The sequence below is a fragment of the Pinibacter soli genome (genome assembly GCF_029961145.1).
GTDB lineage: Bacteria > Bacteroidota > Bacteroidia > Chitinophagales > Chitinophagaceae > Pinibacter > Pinibacter soli.
In genome coordinates, this window is record NZ_JASBRG010000003.1 from 102,348 (window position 1) to 118,368 (window position 16,021).

At 41.6% G+C, this 16,021-nt stretch carries 12 protein-coding genes; 8 read left to right on the top strand and 4 right to left on the bottom strand.

Going from position 1 to position 16,021, the window contains the following annotated elements; genetic code table 11:
- Positions 1–94: 94 nt before the first annotated feature.
- The 6 genes from QJ048_RS04890 to QJ048_RS04915 all read left to right on the top strand — a co-directional run bounded on the left by QJ048_RS04890 (position 95) and on the right by QJ048_RS04915 (position 6,732).
- Positions 95–844 (top strand): succinate dehydrogenase/fumarate reductase iron-sulfur subunit, encoded by a 750-nt coding sequence (locus tag QJ048_RS04890; RefSeq protein WP_282333211.1) that lies wholly within the window; start codon positions 95–97, stop codon positions 842–844.
- A gap of 310 nt (positions 845–1,154) precedes the next feature.
- The gene (locus QJ048_RS04895; RefSeq protein ID WP_282333212.1) at positions 1,155–3,275 is read left to right on the top strand and encodes a S9 family peptidase; all 2,121 of its coding nucleotides are present in this window, start codon (positions 1,155–1,157) and stop codon (positions 3,273–3,275) included.
- A 46-nt stretch (positions 3,276–3,321) separates the two neighbouring features.
- Complete coding sequence (locus QJ048_RS04900; RefSeq protein WP_282333213.1) at positions 3,322–4,119, top strand: polysaccharide deacetylase family protein; 798 nt, start codon at positions 3,322–3,324, stop codon at positions 4,117–4,119.
- A 5-nt stretch (positions 4,120–4,124) separates the two neighbouring features.
- Positions 4,125–5,501, top strand: coding sequence for a glucuronyl esterase domain-containing protein (locus QJ048_RS04905; protein ID WP_282333214.1), 1,377 nt, complete (start codon positions 4,125–4,127; stop codon positions 5,499–5,501).
- A 22-nt stretch (positions 5,502–5,523) separates the two neighbouring features.
- Positions 5,524–6,123, top strand: a complete 600-nt coding sequence (locus QJ048_RS04910; RefSeq protein WP_282333215.1) for a YdeI/OmpD-associated family protein — start codon at positions 5,524–5,526, stop codon at positions 6,121–6,123.
- A 126-nt stretch (positions 6,124–6,249) separates the two neighbouring features.
- Positions 6,250–6,732 (top strand): VOC family protein, encoded by a 483-nt coding sequence (locus QJ048_RS04915; RefSeq protein WP_282333216.1) that lies wholly within the window; start codon positions 6,250–6,252, stop codon positions 6,730–6,732.
- Positions 6,733–6,886: 154 nt separating this feature from the next.
- Here the strand turns inward: QJ048_RS04915 and QJ048_RS04920 are convergent, their stop codons facing one another.
- Positions 6,887–8,089: a lactonase family protein gene (locus tag QJ048_RS04920; RefSeq protein ID WP_282333217.1), complete on the bottom strand. Its 1,203-nt coding sequence runs from the start codon at positions 8,087–8,089 to the stop codon at positions 6,887–6,889.
- Positions 8,090–8,234: 145 nt separating this feature from the next.
- Between QJ048_RS04920 and QJ048_RS04925 the strand changes: the two genes are divergently transcribed.
- Positions 8,235–10,343, top strand: coding sequence for an endonuclease MutS2 (locus tag QJ048_RS04925; protein ID WP_282333218.1), 2,109 nt, complete (start codon positions 8,235–8,237; stop codon positions 10,341–10,343).
- 117 nt (positions 10,344–10,460) lie between these two features.
- Here the strand turns inward: QJ048_RS04925 and QJ048_RS04930 are convergent, their stop codons facing one another.
- From QJ048_RS04930 to QJ048_RS04940, 3 genes are all read right to left on the bottom strand, one after another.
- The gene (locus QJ048_RS04930; RefSeq protein ID WP_282333219.1) at positions 10,461–10,889 is read right to left on the bottom strand and encodes a CBS domain-containing protein; all 429 of its coding nucleotides are present in this window, start codon (positions 10,887–10,889) and stop codon (positions 10,461–10,463) included.
- Between the two features lie 217 nt (positions 10,890–11,106).
- Positions 11,107–11,967, bottom strand: coding sequence for a hypothetical protein (locus QJ048_RS04935; protein WP_282333220.1), 861 nt, complete (start codon positions 11,965–11,967; stop codon positions 11,107–11,109).
- Between the two features lie 247 nt (positions 11,968–12,214).
- Positions 12,215–13,369 carry a hypothetical protein gene (locus QJ048_RS04940; protein WP_282333221.1) on the bottom strand — a complete coding sequence of 385 codons (1,155 nt, stop codon included), beginning with the start codon at positions 13,367–13,369 and terminating at the stop codon, positions 12,215–12,217.
- Between the two features lie 475 nt (positions 13,370–13,844).
- On the opposite strand from QJ048_RS04940, the gene thrS reads away from it, so the two are divergent.
- Positions 13,845–15,785 (top strand): threonine--tRNA ligase, encoded by a 1,941-nt coding sequence (gene thrS / locus QJ048_RS04945; protein ID WP_282333222.1) that lies wholly within the window; start codon positions 13,845–13,847, stop codon positions 15,783–15,785.
- Positions 15,786–16,021 lie beyond the last annotated feature (236 nt).

The following is a 16,021-nucleotide window of genomic DNA, read 5'->3' on the forward strand; positions in this document are numbered from 1 at the left end:
GGAATGCGAAAATTAGGTTTCTGCATTTGAAATAAATTATCACATTTCCATATTATCACATTTCCACATTTATATAGCTATGGAACATTATAACATGAATCTCACACTCAAAGTGTGGCGCCAGAAAAACAATAAAGCAAAAGGTGGTTTTGAAACGTACAAGCTGAGCGATATTTCGTCGGAAATGTCGTTCTTGGAAATGGTAGACGTTTTGAACGAGCAGTTGATCAGAGAAGGGCAGGATCCTATTGCATTTGACCACGACTGCCGTGAGGGTATTTGTGGAACCTGTTCCATGTACATTGATGGAAAGCCGCATGGTCCATGGCATGCAAACACAACCTGCCAGTTGCACATGCGTGCTTACAAAGACGGTGACACCATCACTATAGAGCCATGGAGAGCAAACGCTTTCCCTGTGATCAAAGATTTGATGGTAGACAGAACTTCATTCGACCGCATCATTCAGGCGGGAGGTTTCATTTCTGTAAACACTGGTAACGCGGTAGATGCAAACGCAATTCCAATCAATAAGGACGATGCTGATGCTTCTTTTGCAGCAGCGGCTTGCATCGGTTGCGGTGCTTGCGTAGCAGCTTGTAAAAATAGCTCTGCAATGTTGTTCGTTTCTGCAAAGGTTTCTCACCTGGCATTGTTACCACAAGGGCAGCCAGAGCATAAGGGTCGCGCATTGAACATGATCGCTCAAATGGATAAAGAAGGTTTCGGTTCATGTACAAATACCGGTGCTTGTGAAGCGGTTTGTCCTAAAGAAATTTCTTTGGAAAACATTGCTCGTCTGAACAACGAATACCTTGGAGCAGGATTGACAGTGAATAACTAATTTTTCCAAAATATTTATTTCGAAAGACTGCTGAAAGGCGGTCTTTTTTGTTTGATGGTGAGCACAGTGAGCACACAGATGACATTGATTGGACTGATTTGCACTGATTTTCTAATTTGAGATTTGATATTCGAAATCAGAAGGGTTGCCCAATATCAAATTTCAAATCTCAAATAGTCTCCGCAAAGTGCTTGAATATGAAACGGGTTAATGCACCCGGAAAAAATCTGTGTAAATGGTCCAATCAGTGTTATCTGCGTTCCGTTTTCCCGTATTTAATCTTAAATTCATACCTAAACCTAACCCTTTTATGAGACTTGCATTTTTAACCATTTTACTGATTTCCGTTATGAACACTATAGTTGAAGCGCAATTGCAGCCACCGGTTTGCGAAAAGAAAGCCAAAATATTAGAAGAGCACGGCGATAAAAGAGTTGACAATTATTACTGGCTCAATGAATACTGGCTCAAAGGGCCGGATAGCAATAAGGTTGTTGATTATCTCACAAAAGAGAACGATTACTTTTATGCAAACATGAAGCATACTGAAGCCTTGCAGGACAAGCTTTACAACGAAATGCTCGGTCGTATCAAACAAACAGATCAATCTGTTCCTTACTTCAAAAAAGGGTATTGGTATATCACCAAAACCGAAGAAGGAAAGGAGTACGCAAAATATACGCGCCGAAAAACTTCGATGAGCAGCGACGAAGAATTGTTGCTCGATGCGAACGTTGAAGGCGCCAGTTACAAATATTATTCTGTTGGGGTGCTTGCTGTAAGTCCGGATAATAATATACTCGCTTATGCAGTGGACACTTTGAGTCGGAGAAAATTCCAGATCTATTTTAAAAATCTTGCGACAGGAGAGTTGTTGCAAGACATCATTCCCGTTTCAACTGGCAACGTCGTTTGGGCAAATGACAACAAAACGGTTTTTTATACTTTGCAGAATGATCACACCCTTCGCAGTGAAAAGATCATGAAACACGTAATAGGCACGCCAGCTTCAGAAGATAAAGTAGTTTTCTTTGAACAGGATGAAACCTACAATACGTGGATAGAAAAATCCAAAAGCGAAGACTATATTTTTATCTACAGCAACAGCACGCTTTCGTCTGAGGTACGATTTATCAAAGCAAGTAATCCAAATGATGAGTTTACAATTTTTGCACCAAGAGAAAAGGACATGTTGTATTCTGTAGATCATTACAAAAGCGATTTTTACGTACGTACAAACTGGAACGCTCTTAATTTTAGATTGATGAAATGCCCTGTCAACAATACTTCTAAAGATGCATGGCATGAAGAAATCGGGAATCGCACGGATGTATTGCTGGATGAAATGGAACTCTTTAACGACTATCTGGTGCTAAGCGAAAGAAGCAAAGCCGCTACTCAAATTCGCGTAATCAGATGGGCAGATAAAAAAGAATATTATCTCGATTTCCAAGAGTCAGCTTACGTTGCTTCTGTCGCATACAATCCGGATTTCAATTCCACAAAACTCCGTTACAATTATCAATCAATGATCACGCCGCCATCGACGTTTGATATTGATATGGCGACAAAAGAAAATTTTCTATTAAAACAACAAGAGATATTAGGTGGCTATAATGCTGCAAACTATGAAACAGAGCGCCTGTGGGCAAGCGCACACGATGGAACAAAAGTTCCGTTGTCAATTGTATACAAAAAAGGATTTAAGAGAGATGGAAACCAACCATTGTTGTTATACGGTTATGGCAGTTACGGAAACAGCATGAATCCTTCGTTCAGCAGTGCCAGGTTAAGTTTGCTTGACAGAGGTTTCGCATTTGTCATCGCACACATTCGTGGTGGTGAGGAGATGGGACGTCAGTGGTATGAAGATGGAAAAATGTTTAACAAGAAAAATACCTTCACTGATTTTATAGATTGCGCAGAATTCTTAATCAAGAATAAATACACGAGCACTAAGCATTTATATGCAAATGGCGGAAGCGCCGGAGGCTTGTTGATGGGTGCTGTGATGAACATGCGTCCGGATTTGTGGCGTGGAGTCGTTGCTGCGGTTCCTTTTGTAGACGTTGTTACAACGATGCTTGATGAAAGCATTCCTCTAACAACAGGTGAGTTTGATGAATGGGGAAATCCAAAAAATAAAGACAGCTATTTCTACATGAAAAGCTATTCTCCTTATGACAATGTAGAAAAGAAAGCTTATCCAAACCTGATGGTAACAACCGGTTTACACGATAGCCAGGTGCAATATTTTGAACCTGCAAAATGGGTCGCAAAACTGCGTGAATTAAAAACAGATCACAATAAACTATTGCTGTACATAAATATGGACGTGGGCCACGGAGGTGCCAGCGGCAGGTTCCAGCGATTGAAAGAAGTTGCGAGGGATTATGCGTTCCTGATTGATCTGGAGGGAATAAAAGAATAGTGGCAGGTAGCCAGCAACTTCAAAACACAACCAACAACTAAACCATATGAATATCAAAATCTATTGCCTGCTTCTTTTTTTGCTGTTTGGCTATTGGGTTAACGCGCAGGATACTTTGTGGCACCATAAAAAATGTGCTGTCGTTTTAACTTATGATGACGCGATTGATGAAGACATAGTCAATGTGGCTCCGGCCCTTGACTCGCTTGGATTAAGGGGGACATTTTATTTGTCGAATCATGCAGGTAACGTCGATAGGCGAATAGCTGACTGGCGAGTCATCGCAGATAAGGGACACGAATTGGGAAACCACACATATTATCATCCATGTATTGGAAACAGGCCGGGAAGGGAATTTGTGAAAGCAGATAATGACCTGAACAATTATACCGTTCAGCAAATTGATCGGGAGATACACATGATGAACTCTTTGCTGAAAGCCGTTGATGGTAAGGTTTCGCGAACGTTTGCCTATCCGTGTGGAGATATAAAGATCAGTGATTCATTTTATCTCGATCCGATAAAAAAAGAATTTACAGGCGCTCGCAGCGTAAGGCCGGAAATGATGCACATTCAGGATGTGAAGCTTTACGATATAGGATGCTATGGCATCAACGGAGAATCAGGAGAGCAGCTTATTTCACTTGTTCAAAAAGCAATGGCCTCGCACACATTGATCGTGTTCTTATTTCACGGAGTGGGAGGTGGACATTCGCTTAACGTTTCACTGCAGGCACATAGCCAGTTACTGCATTTCCTGAAACAGCACGAAAAGGAGATATGGACCGCGCCGATGACAGAAGTAGCAGACTATATTCAACGTTATCAATCATCATCAAAGTAAACCACATGAAAAGGATCGCTTGCCTGTTCATTTCCCATATCCTATTAACGACAGCATTTGCCCAAAGCAATGTTGCTGATAGTTTGAAGCGTGACAGTTTGTGGCGCGCAGATAGGAAAGCTATCCAGGCGGCATCGCAGGCGGATCACCAAAAAATGATGAAGTTGTTGCATATAGATTCTTTGCGTCCCGGCCCATCCGGTGACCCGAAAGCACCGAATGCAGCAAATGCGGATGAGTCGAAAGCCACGACATACACGTCTTTGCCCGATCCTCTTGTTTTAAAGAACGGCGCAAAAGTTAAAAACGCCAACACCTGGTGGAACAAGCGCCGGCCGGAGATTGTAGAAGATTTTGATCGTGAAATATATGGCCGCCTTCCTGCCAATGTACCGACTGTAAAATGGGAGGTAGTGAGTGTAGTGAATGAAAAAAATGGAGACATTTCTGTTGTAACAAAAAAGTTGCTCGGACACGTTGACAACAGCGCTTACTCCGATATAAAAGTCGATATTGACCTCACTTTAACAACGCCCGCAAATGTAGTAACGCCGGTGCCGGTTGTCATGGAATTTACTTTCGTATTTCCACCGGGCTTTAGAATGCGGGCGCAAAATACCAGCAAAGAACCGACATGGCAGCAACAGGTGCTGGCTAAAGGTTATGGTTATGCGATTCTTGTACCAACGAGTTATCAGGCAGACAATGGGGCAGGATTAACGCAGGGTATTATAGGTTTGGTCAATAAGGGTCAACCTCGCAAGCCAGATGACTGGGGCACATTGCGTGCATGGGCATGGGGTGCGAGTCGCGCAATTGACTACTTTGAAACAGATAAAGCGGTCGACAAAAAACGAATTGCCATTGAAGGTCTTTCACGCTACGGCAAAGCCGCACTTGTTGCCATGGCTTATGAACCGCGCATTTCCATTGGGTTCATCGGCTCTTCCGGAGCAGGAGGCGGCAAAATATTGCGTCGAACATTTGGTGAGCAGGTAGAGAACCTTGCGTCATCATCAGAGTATCATTGGTTCGCAGGAAATTTTATTAAATATGCAGGTCCCTTAACGCCTAATGACCTTCCTGTCGATGCGCACGAATTGGTGGCTCTTTGCGCACCAAGACCGGTGTTTATCAGCGTAGGTTCTCCGTTGGTGGAAGGCAATTGGATCGACGGAAAAGGTCTGTTCCTTGGCGGGTTGTATGCAGGACCTGTTTATGAATTACTTGGGAAAAAAGGACTGGGCACTACGCAAATGCCTCCGATAGAAACGGGCTTAAGCGACGGTGACATTGCATTTCGTCAACATGGCGGCGGACACACCACCGGGCCAAACTGGCCGACATTCTTATCTTATACCGATAAGTATTGGAAGAAATGATTTGATTACTTAAAAAGAAATTATGCCTACAGCAAAGAAGAACGCGTCAAAAGAGATTACGGATTATATCAAAGAATTGCCGGAATTTTCTAAGGCAATCTGCACAAAGCTACGCTCCATTATTTTGAATGCGGACGACAGTCTTGCGGAAGAATGGAAGTGGGGGCCGCATTATGCGTCCAATGGAATGGTTTGCGGCTATGGTGCTTTCAAGCAGCACGTGAAGCTTACTTTCTTCAATGGAGACGCAATGAAGGATGCAAAGAAACTTTTTAATCACTGCGTTGACAACGAATTTAGCCGTTCTATAAAATATGTTGACATAAGCGAAATAGATGAGAAAACATTAACGGCTTACATCAAAGAATCTGTTGCGATCAATAAGAAAGGTTATAAAAGAGTGGTTAAAAACAAAGAGGTTGAAACGCCAGAAGATCTTGAAAAAGCATTGGCAAAAAATAAGAATGCAAAAACATTTTACGATGAACTTACATACGGTTACAAGAAAGAATTTGTTGAATGGGTAACCACTGCCAAGCGCGAAGAAACCCGCAACGACCGCATCGCCAAAATAGTTGCGATGTGCGCGGAGGAAAGAAAGCTGAACGATAAATACCGGTAGGGGAAATTGAAAATTCAAAATTGAAAATTGGCTGCTGGCACAACTGTAGGAATTGATGAAAATATTTCAAAACTAAAGCCTGACAACTTCATTTATTTTCAACTTTCAATTATTAAATTGTTTACTATGACGTACACCATACCACCACAAACACGAATCGGTCACGTGCATTTAAAAGTGACCGACCTTGATAAGGCGCTGGCATTTTATAAAGACATTCTTGGATTTGAGATCATGCAGCGGTACGGAACACAGGCTGTGTTTCTTTCGGCAGGAGGCTATCACCATCACATTGGCCTGAATACCTGGTACAGCAAGAACACCGGGCCAGCTCCGGTTCATGCTGCTGGTTTGTTTCATACAGCGATATTGTATCCCACAGAAAGAGATTTAGGAGTTGCCTTAAAAAGATTGCTGGACGCGAAATATCCATTGACAGGAGCCTCCGATCATGGAGTTTCTAAAGCCATCTATCTTGATGATCCCGATGGCAACGGAGTAGAATTATACTGGGACAGACCAAAAGAAGAATGGCCGTTGGATGCCGATGGAAACCTTATGATGGTAACGGAGCATTTGGATTTGGATGCGATTCTGGCATTGATTTAAATGTCAATTAAGAATTAGGAATTAAGAATTAAGAATTAAGAATGCTTTAGGTCGAAATTTCGTTATTAAACATAATTCTCCTTAGCAAAGCGGAGATTAAACTCACTCTCCGGATGCAACACAGAAACAATTCTTAATTCTTAATTGAATTCCTCTATTTCACCCAAAACACACAAACCGGACTTCCCACATTAATGCGTTTGCCAGTATCCGTTAGCAGACCTGTTTTTTTATCTACTTTAAAAATTACTACATTATCACTTTGCTGATGGGCCACCAGTAGGAAATTTCCCGAAGGATCGAAATTAAAGTTGCGGGGAGTAACACCTAAAGTTGGCTGAAAACCAACTGATGTTAATTTACCTGTAGCTGCATCTCTTTTAAAGATAGCAATGGAATTGGCGTCGCCGCGATTGGATGCATAAAGGAAATTGCCATCGGGAGAAATATGAATGTCGGCAGAACCGATTGCTCCCTTGAAATCTGCAGGGTGGCTTGATATAGTTTGAACCTCTTTGAACTGACCTTCATTGTATTTGTACACTACCACTTCGCCGCTGAGCTCGGTCATCAGGTAAGCAAATTTACCACTGGCGTCAAACGTCATATGGCGCGGACCGCTGCCAGGCTTTACTTTTACAAAGGGCGTATTTGCAGGAGTAAGGCTGCCCGTCGATGCATTGAAATGATACACCATTATTTTATCGGTGCCCAGATCATTTACAAAAAGGTATTTGTTATCAGGAGAAAAAACCGTTGCGTGGGCGTGTGGTTTTTCTTGTCTTTTTGTATTTGGTCCCGTTCCCTCATCTTTTATTTTTTCAACGGGTTCGCCAATGCTGCCATCTTTTTCTACAGGATAAATAAGATAATTGCCCGAGCTGTAGTTCGCTACGGCAATAAATTTCCCGTTTTTGCTCGTTGCTACATAGCATGGGTTTTCACCTGAAGTTGGCTCGGTATTTATGAAAGAAAGAGCCCCGTCTTTTTTATCAAAAGCATAGGAAGATACGGCTCCCGGGCCTTTGTCTTCATTGACAGCGAAAACCGTTTTCCGGTCTGGAGAAAGTGCCAGGAAAGATGGGTTGGAACTCGGTACATTATTTACCTCTGTCGCTTCGCCGGTAACAGCATCGAATTTGTACACATAAATTCCCTTGCTTTTGCCGCTAAAGGTATACGTCCCCAACAATAAGTAAGGTTCCGAAGGAGAAGCCGAACTAGCTGTGGATGCAGGTTTCGTGGAGCTTTGCTTGTGTGCAGTTGATTTTTTCTTTTTCTTCTGCGCAAAAGCTCCTGAAAATGAAAGCAATGCAATAATCGTTAAAACGGTTATCGGGGTTAAAGGATTTTTCATGCAATTTTTGATTTGTATAGGTTTCGTAATAATTGATCATTTCTTAGTCTTCTCTGACTCCTGATTCCTAACTTCTAATTCCTGAAAAAAGTATGTCAATTATAATAAACTTTGGCCGAAATTTGCAGCCTAAATTATACAGCAGTTGAAATTATTTCCGGAATCGGCCGTCTACCAATTGGAATTTGATAAAGTAAAGGACTTGCTGACGGCACATTGCAAAAGTGAGTACGCAAAAAAGAAAGCTGAGCAATTACGCATACATACAAAAAATGAATTCATACAGGTTGAATTAAAACAAAGCCATGAATACAGGCAACTGGTGTTGAATGGCATTTATTTTCCTAATGATTACACACTGAACCTGTCGAAGGACCTGAAGTTGCTGGGGATCCCGGGGGCTGTGCTCAGCGGTGATCAATTCATGCAGATAAAAAAACTGTCGGAGAGCATTCAAAATATATTCCGCTGGTTCGATGCAGAAAGAAGACAAGTTTACGATGCATTAGCAAAAGTGATTGAAGGTTCGCATTATGAAAAAGCCATTCAACAACACATCAACGAAATACTGGATGACAATGGTAATGTGCTGGATAATGCCTCTGAGGACCTGCAGCGTATTCGAATGAATCTATACCGCAAACGGACTGACTTGCGTCGTGTGTTCGACAAGATCGTTTCCAAACTGAACAAGCAGGGATATCTGGCCGACATTGAAGAAGCGTTCCTTAATGGAAGGAGAGTCCTTGCCGTTTTTGCGGAGCAAAAAAGAATGGTGAAAGGTATTTTGCATGGCGAAAGCGACACAAGACGCACCACCTTTATTGAGCCAGAAGAAACAATTGAACTGAACAACGAAGTCTTTTCCCTGGAGCACGAAGAAAGCCGTGAGGTGTATCGCATTTTGCGTGAGCTTACTTCCAAACTCTCTGTTCATGCGCCGTTGCTGCAGCACTATCACAACATTGTGGGCGAATATGATTTCATTCGCGCCAAGGCAAAACTGGCGATTGACTATAATGGCGAATATCCCGTTGTAAACGACAAAGCCCATGTGCATCTTGTACAAGCCATGCACCCGCTGTTGTTTTTGTACAATAAAAAATCTGGCAAACCAACCATTCCGGTTGCTGTAACGTTGGATGAGAAAAACAGAATATTGGTGATCAGCGGACCTAACGCCGGTGGTAAGACGGTTACTTTAAAAACCGTGGGATTATTGCAAATGATGGTGCAAGCCGGTTTGCTGGTGCCTGTACATCCATCTTCGCAAATGGGTATTTTCAAGCAACTCATGATTCACATTGGTGATACACAGAGTTTAGAATTTGAGTTGAGCACCTATAGTTCACACCTGAAGAACATGAAGTATTTCATAGAAAGTGCAAATGGAAAAACTTTGTTCTTCATCGATGAGTTGGGAAGCGGTAGTGATCCGAATCTTGGTGGCGCCTTTGCAGAAGTAATTTTGGAAGAAATGGCCCGCAAGCATTCGTTCGGTATAGTTACTACGCACTACCTTAATCTTAAGGTAATGGCGAATAAAACGCCGGGTATTATAAACGGCGCAATGGCTTTTGATGAAGCCAGTTTGCTGCCGATGTATAAACTGATCGTTGGCAAACCCGGAAGCTCATACACCTTCTCTATCGCTGAAAGAATTGGTCTTGATAAATCATTGATTGCCCGTGCGAGAAAAATGGTAGATGAAGATCATTTCCGTTTGGATAAATTGCTCAATGCAACAGAGCAGGACCTCCGCGATCTTGAGAAGAAAGAAAAAGAGCTGAATCATTTGCTTCGCGAAAATGAGAAGCTGAAAAAAGAAATGCAGCAGGTAATGGACAAAGAGCGTCATCGCCAGCAGGTAGAAGTTTTAAAAGAACAAAACAAGATAACCGAGGACCGCATCGCTTATCTGAAAGACATGGATCGTAAAATAAAACAGATACTGATCGAGTGGAAAAAAACGGATGACAAGGAAAAAGTGATGAAGCAAATGTTCGCCCTTTTGTTCAAGAAAGATGAAACAAAAGTGGTGAACAAATTGCAGAAAAAAGTGGAATCAAAATTTGCGGAAGTGCAGGGGGAGATCGCCGTGGGCAGCAAAGTAAAAATGAAAAAGAATCACCAGGTAGGAGAAGTTCTTGAAGTACGCGGCAAAAAAGCCGTTGTGAAGATCGGCTTGCTACCTATGCAGGTTGATATGAAGGACTTGGTTTTGGTGAAAGAGAAAATAGTAGAAGGTAATTGAAAATTGAAAATTGAAAGTTGAAAATGGGACTTATTGAAGTCCTTTTTAAATTGTTTGAAGGTCAATCGAAAATTTGAGTAAACGCACTCTGCATTTTCAACTTTCAACTTTCAATTTTCAACTGTGTATATAGCTCTCTAAATGAGCAATAGTTTCTTCATGATGTGAAACGATCGCTTTGATCACGTCGTTCACAGAAATAATACCAGTTACTTTATCGTTCTCAAATACAGGCAGGTAGCGGATATTGTTCTCACTCATTAAATGCATGCACACCTCAATAGAATTATCGGGAGTAATTCTCGGCAAGCCGATTGACATAATATCATAGACCTTTGTGTCGGTAGAAGCTTTTGACTTCAAGATCACTTTACGTGCATAATCACGTTCGGTGAGCAGTCCGAAATATTCATCACCTTCCATCACCAATACGGATCCGATGTTTTTTTCTGCCATCACTTTAAGCGCTTCCAGCACTGTAGTGTCTGGCGTGACAGCAATCAAAGTGTACTTTTTTTGGGTTAAAATGTCTGATACTTTTTTCATAGCAATCCCTTTTGTTTTTAGTTGCTATAAGATAAGAAAGAAAATGCAAAAAAGAAAATGCAGCGGAGATCTGTAATTGTTGCATTTGCTTTAGATTGATAATGAGCGAAGTAGTCAATAACTGAGTAACTGAATAACTGATAGGTTTGAAATGCTAAAAGGCCTTTAAAAATGGAAACTTTCAGTTATTCAGTTACTCAGTTATTCGGTTATTCAGTTATTTCTCCCTCTCGTATCTGAACCTCACTACCGCGCTTTTTTCCAGCGTAGACGTCATATGTACCTCGTATCGCTGCTTGCCGGCGGTGATCACCATCACGGCTGTATTTGGTGGCACGCGGCCGAGGTTATCGGCATACATAATCAATTCGTAGTCTACGTCAGAAAATGCATTTACTTCGAGGTTAAGTGCCTTGTCCGTGAGCATTTTTTTGTACAGCAGCAGACGGTTATTTAGTAATACGGTTACTGTATCGCCATCAAGTTCTGCATTATCGTACAGTTGAATTTTAATAGTAGGAGTATGAAACACAAGCTCTTTTTCCAGTTCCTTTTTACGAGGCTTAAGTTGAACGGTTTCCTGTAGCTGGGCCAATTCGTCGCTTTGGTCAATATCGGTTTTAAAGACAGGTGTAGTAGCACGTCGTAAAATGATCTTGCCGGAAGGGCACGGCTGCTTTGTATCCATCGCATAACCTTTAAACTCACCTTTCAAAACTTCTTCGTGGTTGGCTGAATCGTACTGCAGCATGTAAGTTTTAATGCACGGAACACAGTCAGAAGGAATGCTATAACGAATTACTTTGTTCTCAATGATGACAATCCGTTTTGAAAGCGGATTGAACTTTCCTGAGAAAGATAACTGCACCAGTCTTTCGGTATCATAAAAATCATAGGATTTGCCTTGCAAATTATTATTGGCAAAGTTGATCTGCATTTCAATATTGTACACGGGAAAACAGCCGCCGGAATCCTGGATAAGCGATCCCCGCCAGATCCCTGCCAGATCCTGCGCAGTACATGCACAACAACAAAACAATGCAATGATGGTAAATGCCAGCGGGTGTTTTCTAATCATGGTTTGATACCATTAAAAGTAATTAATTGCTCAACACGCTTTCAAAGGAAATGGTAAAAGAAAAGTTATTGTTGAGTTTAAAGAAGGCTTTAGGGAGTGTTAAAAAAGTAGACGTCTTACACTGCGCACTATATTATTTTTCTATGCCATTATTTTTTGAAACACGCCAACAGGTGTGAGTTAATGGTAACGGTTAGGTATATTCGCAGTTAAGTAATCGTATGAGAATTCAGTTATTCAGTTACTGTTAATCCCCCGCATACTTAAATATCACAACCGCATTCTTCTGTTCCGTTGAACTAATGCGTACTTCATATTGTTGATCGCCTGCTTTTACCACCATAAGCGAAGTGTTGGGAGGTATATCACCAAGATTTTCTGCCACCATCACCACTTCATGATAATTGTTTGTTGTATCAAGTTTTACTTTCACAATGATTGGTTCGAGTGATAACATTTTGTGAGATACTACCAATTTGTTATCCAGGTAAACCGAAATGGTATCATGGTCAATGGTACCATTATCGTAAATGTACAGATCAACCTCGTTACTCTTAACGATAATTGTTTTTGTCACCTCGTTTTCCCTGTTTTTGATCACAGAAGGAATATTTGTTGAAAAGCTTTTACCCGGTGAAACGACCACTGTTTTTTTAGGCGTGTCTGGTCGGGAAATAGGTTCTATCTCTTGTGGTGTTAGCTTTGTCTCCGGCTTTTTGGGAGGTGCGGCTTTTGCTATCGGTGCAGCCTCCTTAGTTGCAGGTTTTTTTGCAGGCGTACCTGTCGCTGGTTTTGGAGATGTTTTGGCAACTGGTGCCGTTTTTGTTTTAGCAACCGGCGCAGGCTTGGTTTGCACAGTATCTATAGGTTTTGGAACTGCATTTACAGCGGCTAATTTTTTCGCGATTTCTTTTTCTTTACGCGCAACAAAAGGTTCTTTATAAAAATCGGAAATAGCCTCTTTTCGAAGGAAAACAGTGCCTCGGCCGCAGAAACTGCTATCCAAAGTATTCATTGCCACAAAAGTGCCTTCCAAAAATTCTTCGTCGCCGGATTTTGTCCATGTCAGCATGCAGTCCATGCTGCAAACCATCGTGTTCATTCCCTTGCGGACTTCAATAATCTTAAGTTCCAGTACCCGAACCTTTCCTGTTTTTGGATTAATGCTTCCTGTTGCAGAAGCCTTTGCATAAAATTCTGTGTTCTTGTAAGAGTAGGTAATGGCTTGAAGTTTCTTATCTGTTTGTGCGATCTGTACTTCAAATCTATAGCGGTCATCGATATTTAAAATCTGATTCATCCGGTTGTTATCGCTGAAGTGTCCCCGCCAAATACCGGTAATATCCTGTGCCACCGCACAGTGGATAAGGCTCAGTAAAAAGACTACAATAACGGATCGCATAAACATATTCTGAAATTACGGAAAAAGTTCTCTCATAACAATTTGCACAAAAAACAATCCACGAAACATTTCGTTAATTTTCGTAATGTTTTGCTGCTACTAACGTGCCGCCCTTCCGGGGCATTGGAACCATAGGTTGAAATTGTAAAAAAGGCCAGCAGTTTTATAGTAGACATTCGAAAATAAGACAAGCCCCGGAGGGGCGGTACGTTAGTAGCAAAAAGGGAAAATAATCTGGTCAATCAAATACGAACCCAGAGGGGCGACATGTTAGTATTCGCGAAGCGAAAAATCCCCAGGTTCAATTTTAAAGATTGAAGAATTTTAATCAGCCAATAGTTCGTAAATTTGCAGCCCTGTTATTTGAGAGAAATTAGAAGTTAGGAACCAGGAGTTAGAAAATGGATCAATTCTAACAACTACCCCCAACGACTAACAACTATGTCTTAGCAGCAAAAAAACTTACAAAGAACCAATGATAAAAGTAACATTTCCGGATGGCGCGGTAAGAGAATATCAGCCAGGAACATCAGCGATGGACGTTGCAAAATCCATTAGTGAAGGATTAGCAAGAAAAGTATTGGCAGCAAACGTAAATGGAGAAGTGTGGGATGCTACGCGTCCTATCTACAACGACACCACGCTGAAACTGATAACCTGGGACGATAAAGACGGCAAGGCTACTTTCTGGCACTCTTCTGCACACTTGATGGCAGAGGCAGTTGAGGCTTTATATCCGGGTGTGAAATTTTGGGTTGGTCCTTCACTGGAAACAGGCGGTTTTTACTACGATATAGATTTTGGCGGCAAACAGGTTACTGAAGAGGACCTGCGCAAGCTGGAAGCTAAAATGGCAGAACTTGCAAAACAAAACAATCCTTACATCCGCAAAGAGATCAGCAAAGCGGATGCAGTAAAATATTTTGAAGATAAAAGTGATGAATACAAACTTGACTTGCTGAGCAATCTGCAGGATGGTGGCATCACATTCTACACGCAAGGCGGATTTACAGACTTGTGCCGCGGGCCCCACATTCCGCAAACAGGTTTGATCAAAGCGATCAGGCTAACAAATATCGCCGGTGCATACTGGAAAGGTGATGAGAAAAATAAACAACTTACAAGGTTGTACGGAGTTTCTTTTCCTAACCAAAAAGAACTGGACGAATACCTCCACATGCTGGAGGAAGCGAAAAAACGTGATCACCGCAAGCTGGGTAAAGAACTAGGTATTTATACCACAAATGATGATATCGGCCAGGGTCTTATTTTATGGATGCCAAACGGTACCGTTATCATTGAAGAGTTGGAAAAATTGGCGAAGGAAACTGAAGAAGATGCAGGTTACAAACGCGTGGTAACTCCTCACATTGCAAAAGAAAACCTGTACATAACAAGTGGTCACTTGCCTTATTATGCCGACAGTATGTTCCCTCCAATGGAAATGGACGGCGAAAAATATTATCTGAAGTCAATGAACTGTCCGCATCACCACAAAATATTTGATGCAGAGCCAAAGAGCTACCGCCAAATGCCGTACAGAATTGCAGAGTACGGAACCTGCTATCGTTATGAGCAAAGTGGTGAATTGTTTGGCTTGATGCGTGTGCGTTGTCTGCATATGAACGATGCTCACATTTACTGCACTAAAGAACAGTTCGCACAAGAATTCAGAGCGGTGAATGATATGTATCAGAAATATTTCAAAATATTCGGTATTGAGAAATATGTGATGCGTTTATCACTACATGATCCTGAGAAATTGGGACAGAAATATGTGAATGAGCCGGAATTGTGGCTTGAAACAGAGGCGATGGTAAGAAATGTGTTGATTGAAAGCAATATTCCTTTCGTTGAGGTAAAAGGCGAGGGTGCTTTTTATGGCCCTAAGATCGACGTACAGATCTGGAGCGCTATTGGTAGAGAATTTACATTGGCTACAAACCAGGTTGACTTTGCACAGCCGCGCCGTTTCAATCTTTCATTCACTAATCAAAACAATGAACCGGAAATTCCATTGATCATTCACCGTGCGCCATTAGGTACACATGAGCGCTTCATCGGATTCCTGCTGGAGCATTATGCGGGTCGTTTCCCATTATGGTTGGCGCCTTTGCAGGTTAAAGTTTTGCCTATCAGCGATAAATTTTTCCCATATTCAGAAGAGTTGGTGAAAAAACTGAAAAAAGCCGGAATCAGAGCAGAAATTGACGACAGAAATGAAAAAATAGGTAAGAAGATCCGCGACACAGAATTGATGAAAGTGCCTTATATGCTGGTAATTGGCGAAAAAGAAGTGAACGAAAACAAAGTAGCGATCAGAAGACACGGTAAAGGTGATTCAGGCGTTAAAACAGTGGAAGACTTTATCGCGGACGCTGTAGCAGAGATTCAGGAGAAAAGAAATGAAGAATAAGGCAGTTGTGAATTAAGAATTAAGAATTGTTCCCGATGCAAGATCCGCTACAATTGTGTCACAACCAGAGTTTTCAGAAACTGGTTAGGGGGTGTCACAGAAAGAATTCATAATTCTTAATTCCTAATTCTTAATTGGTCAAAAAAGTTCGTGGCAATAAATTAGTTTTCTTTTGTATTTTTGGAACGATTTTTTAAGTACAAAGAGGCGATTCGAACAATTTGGTTTCAGAATTG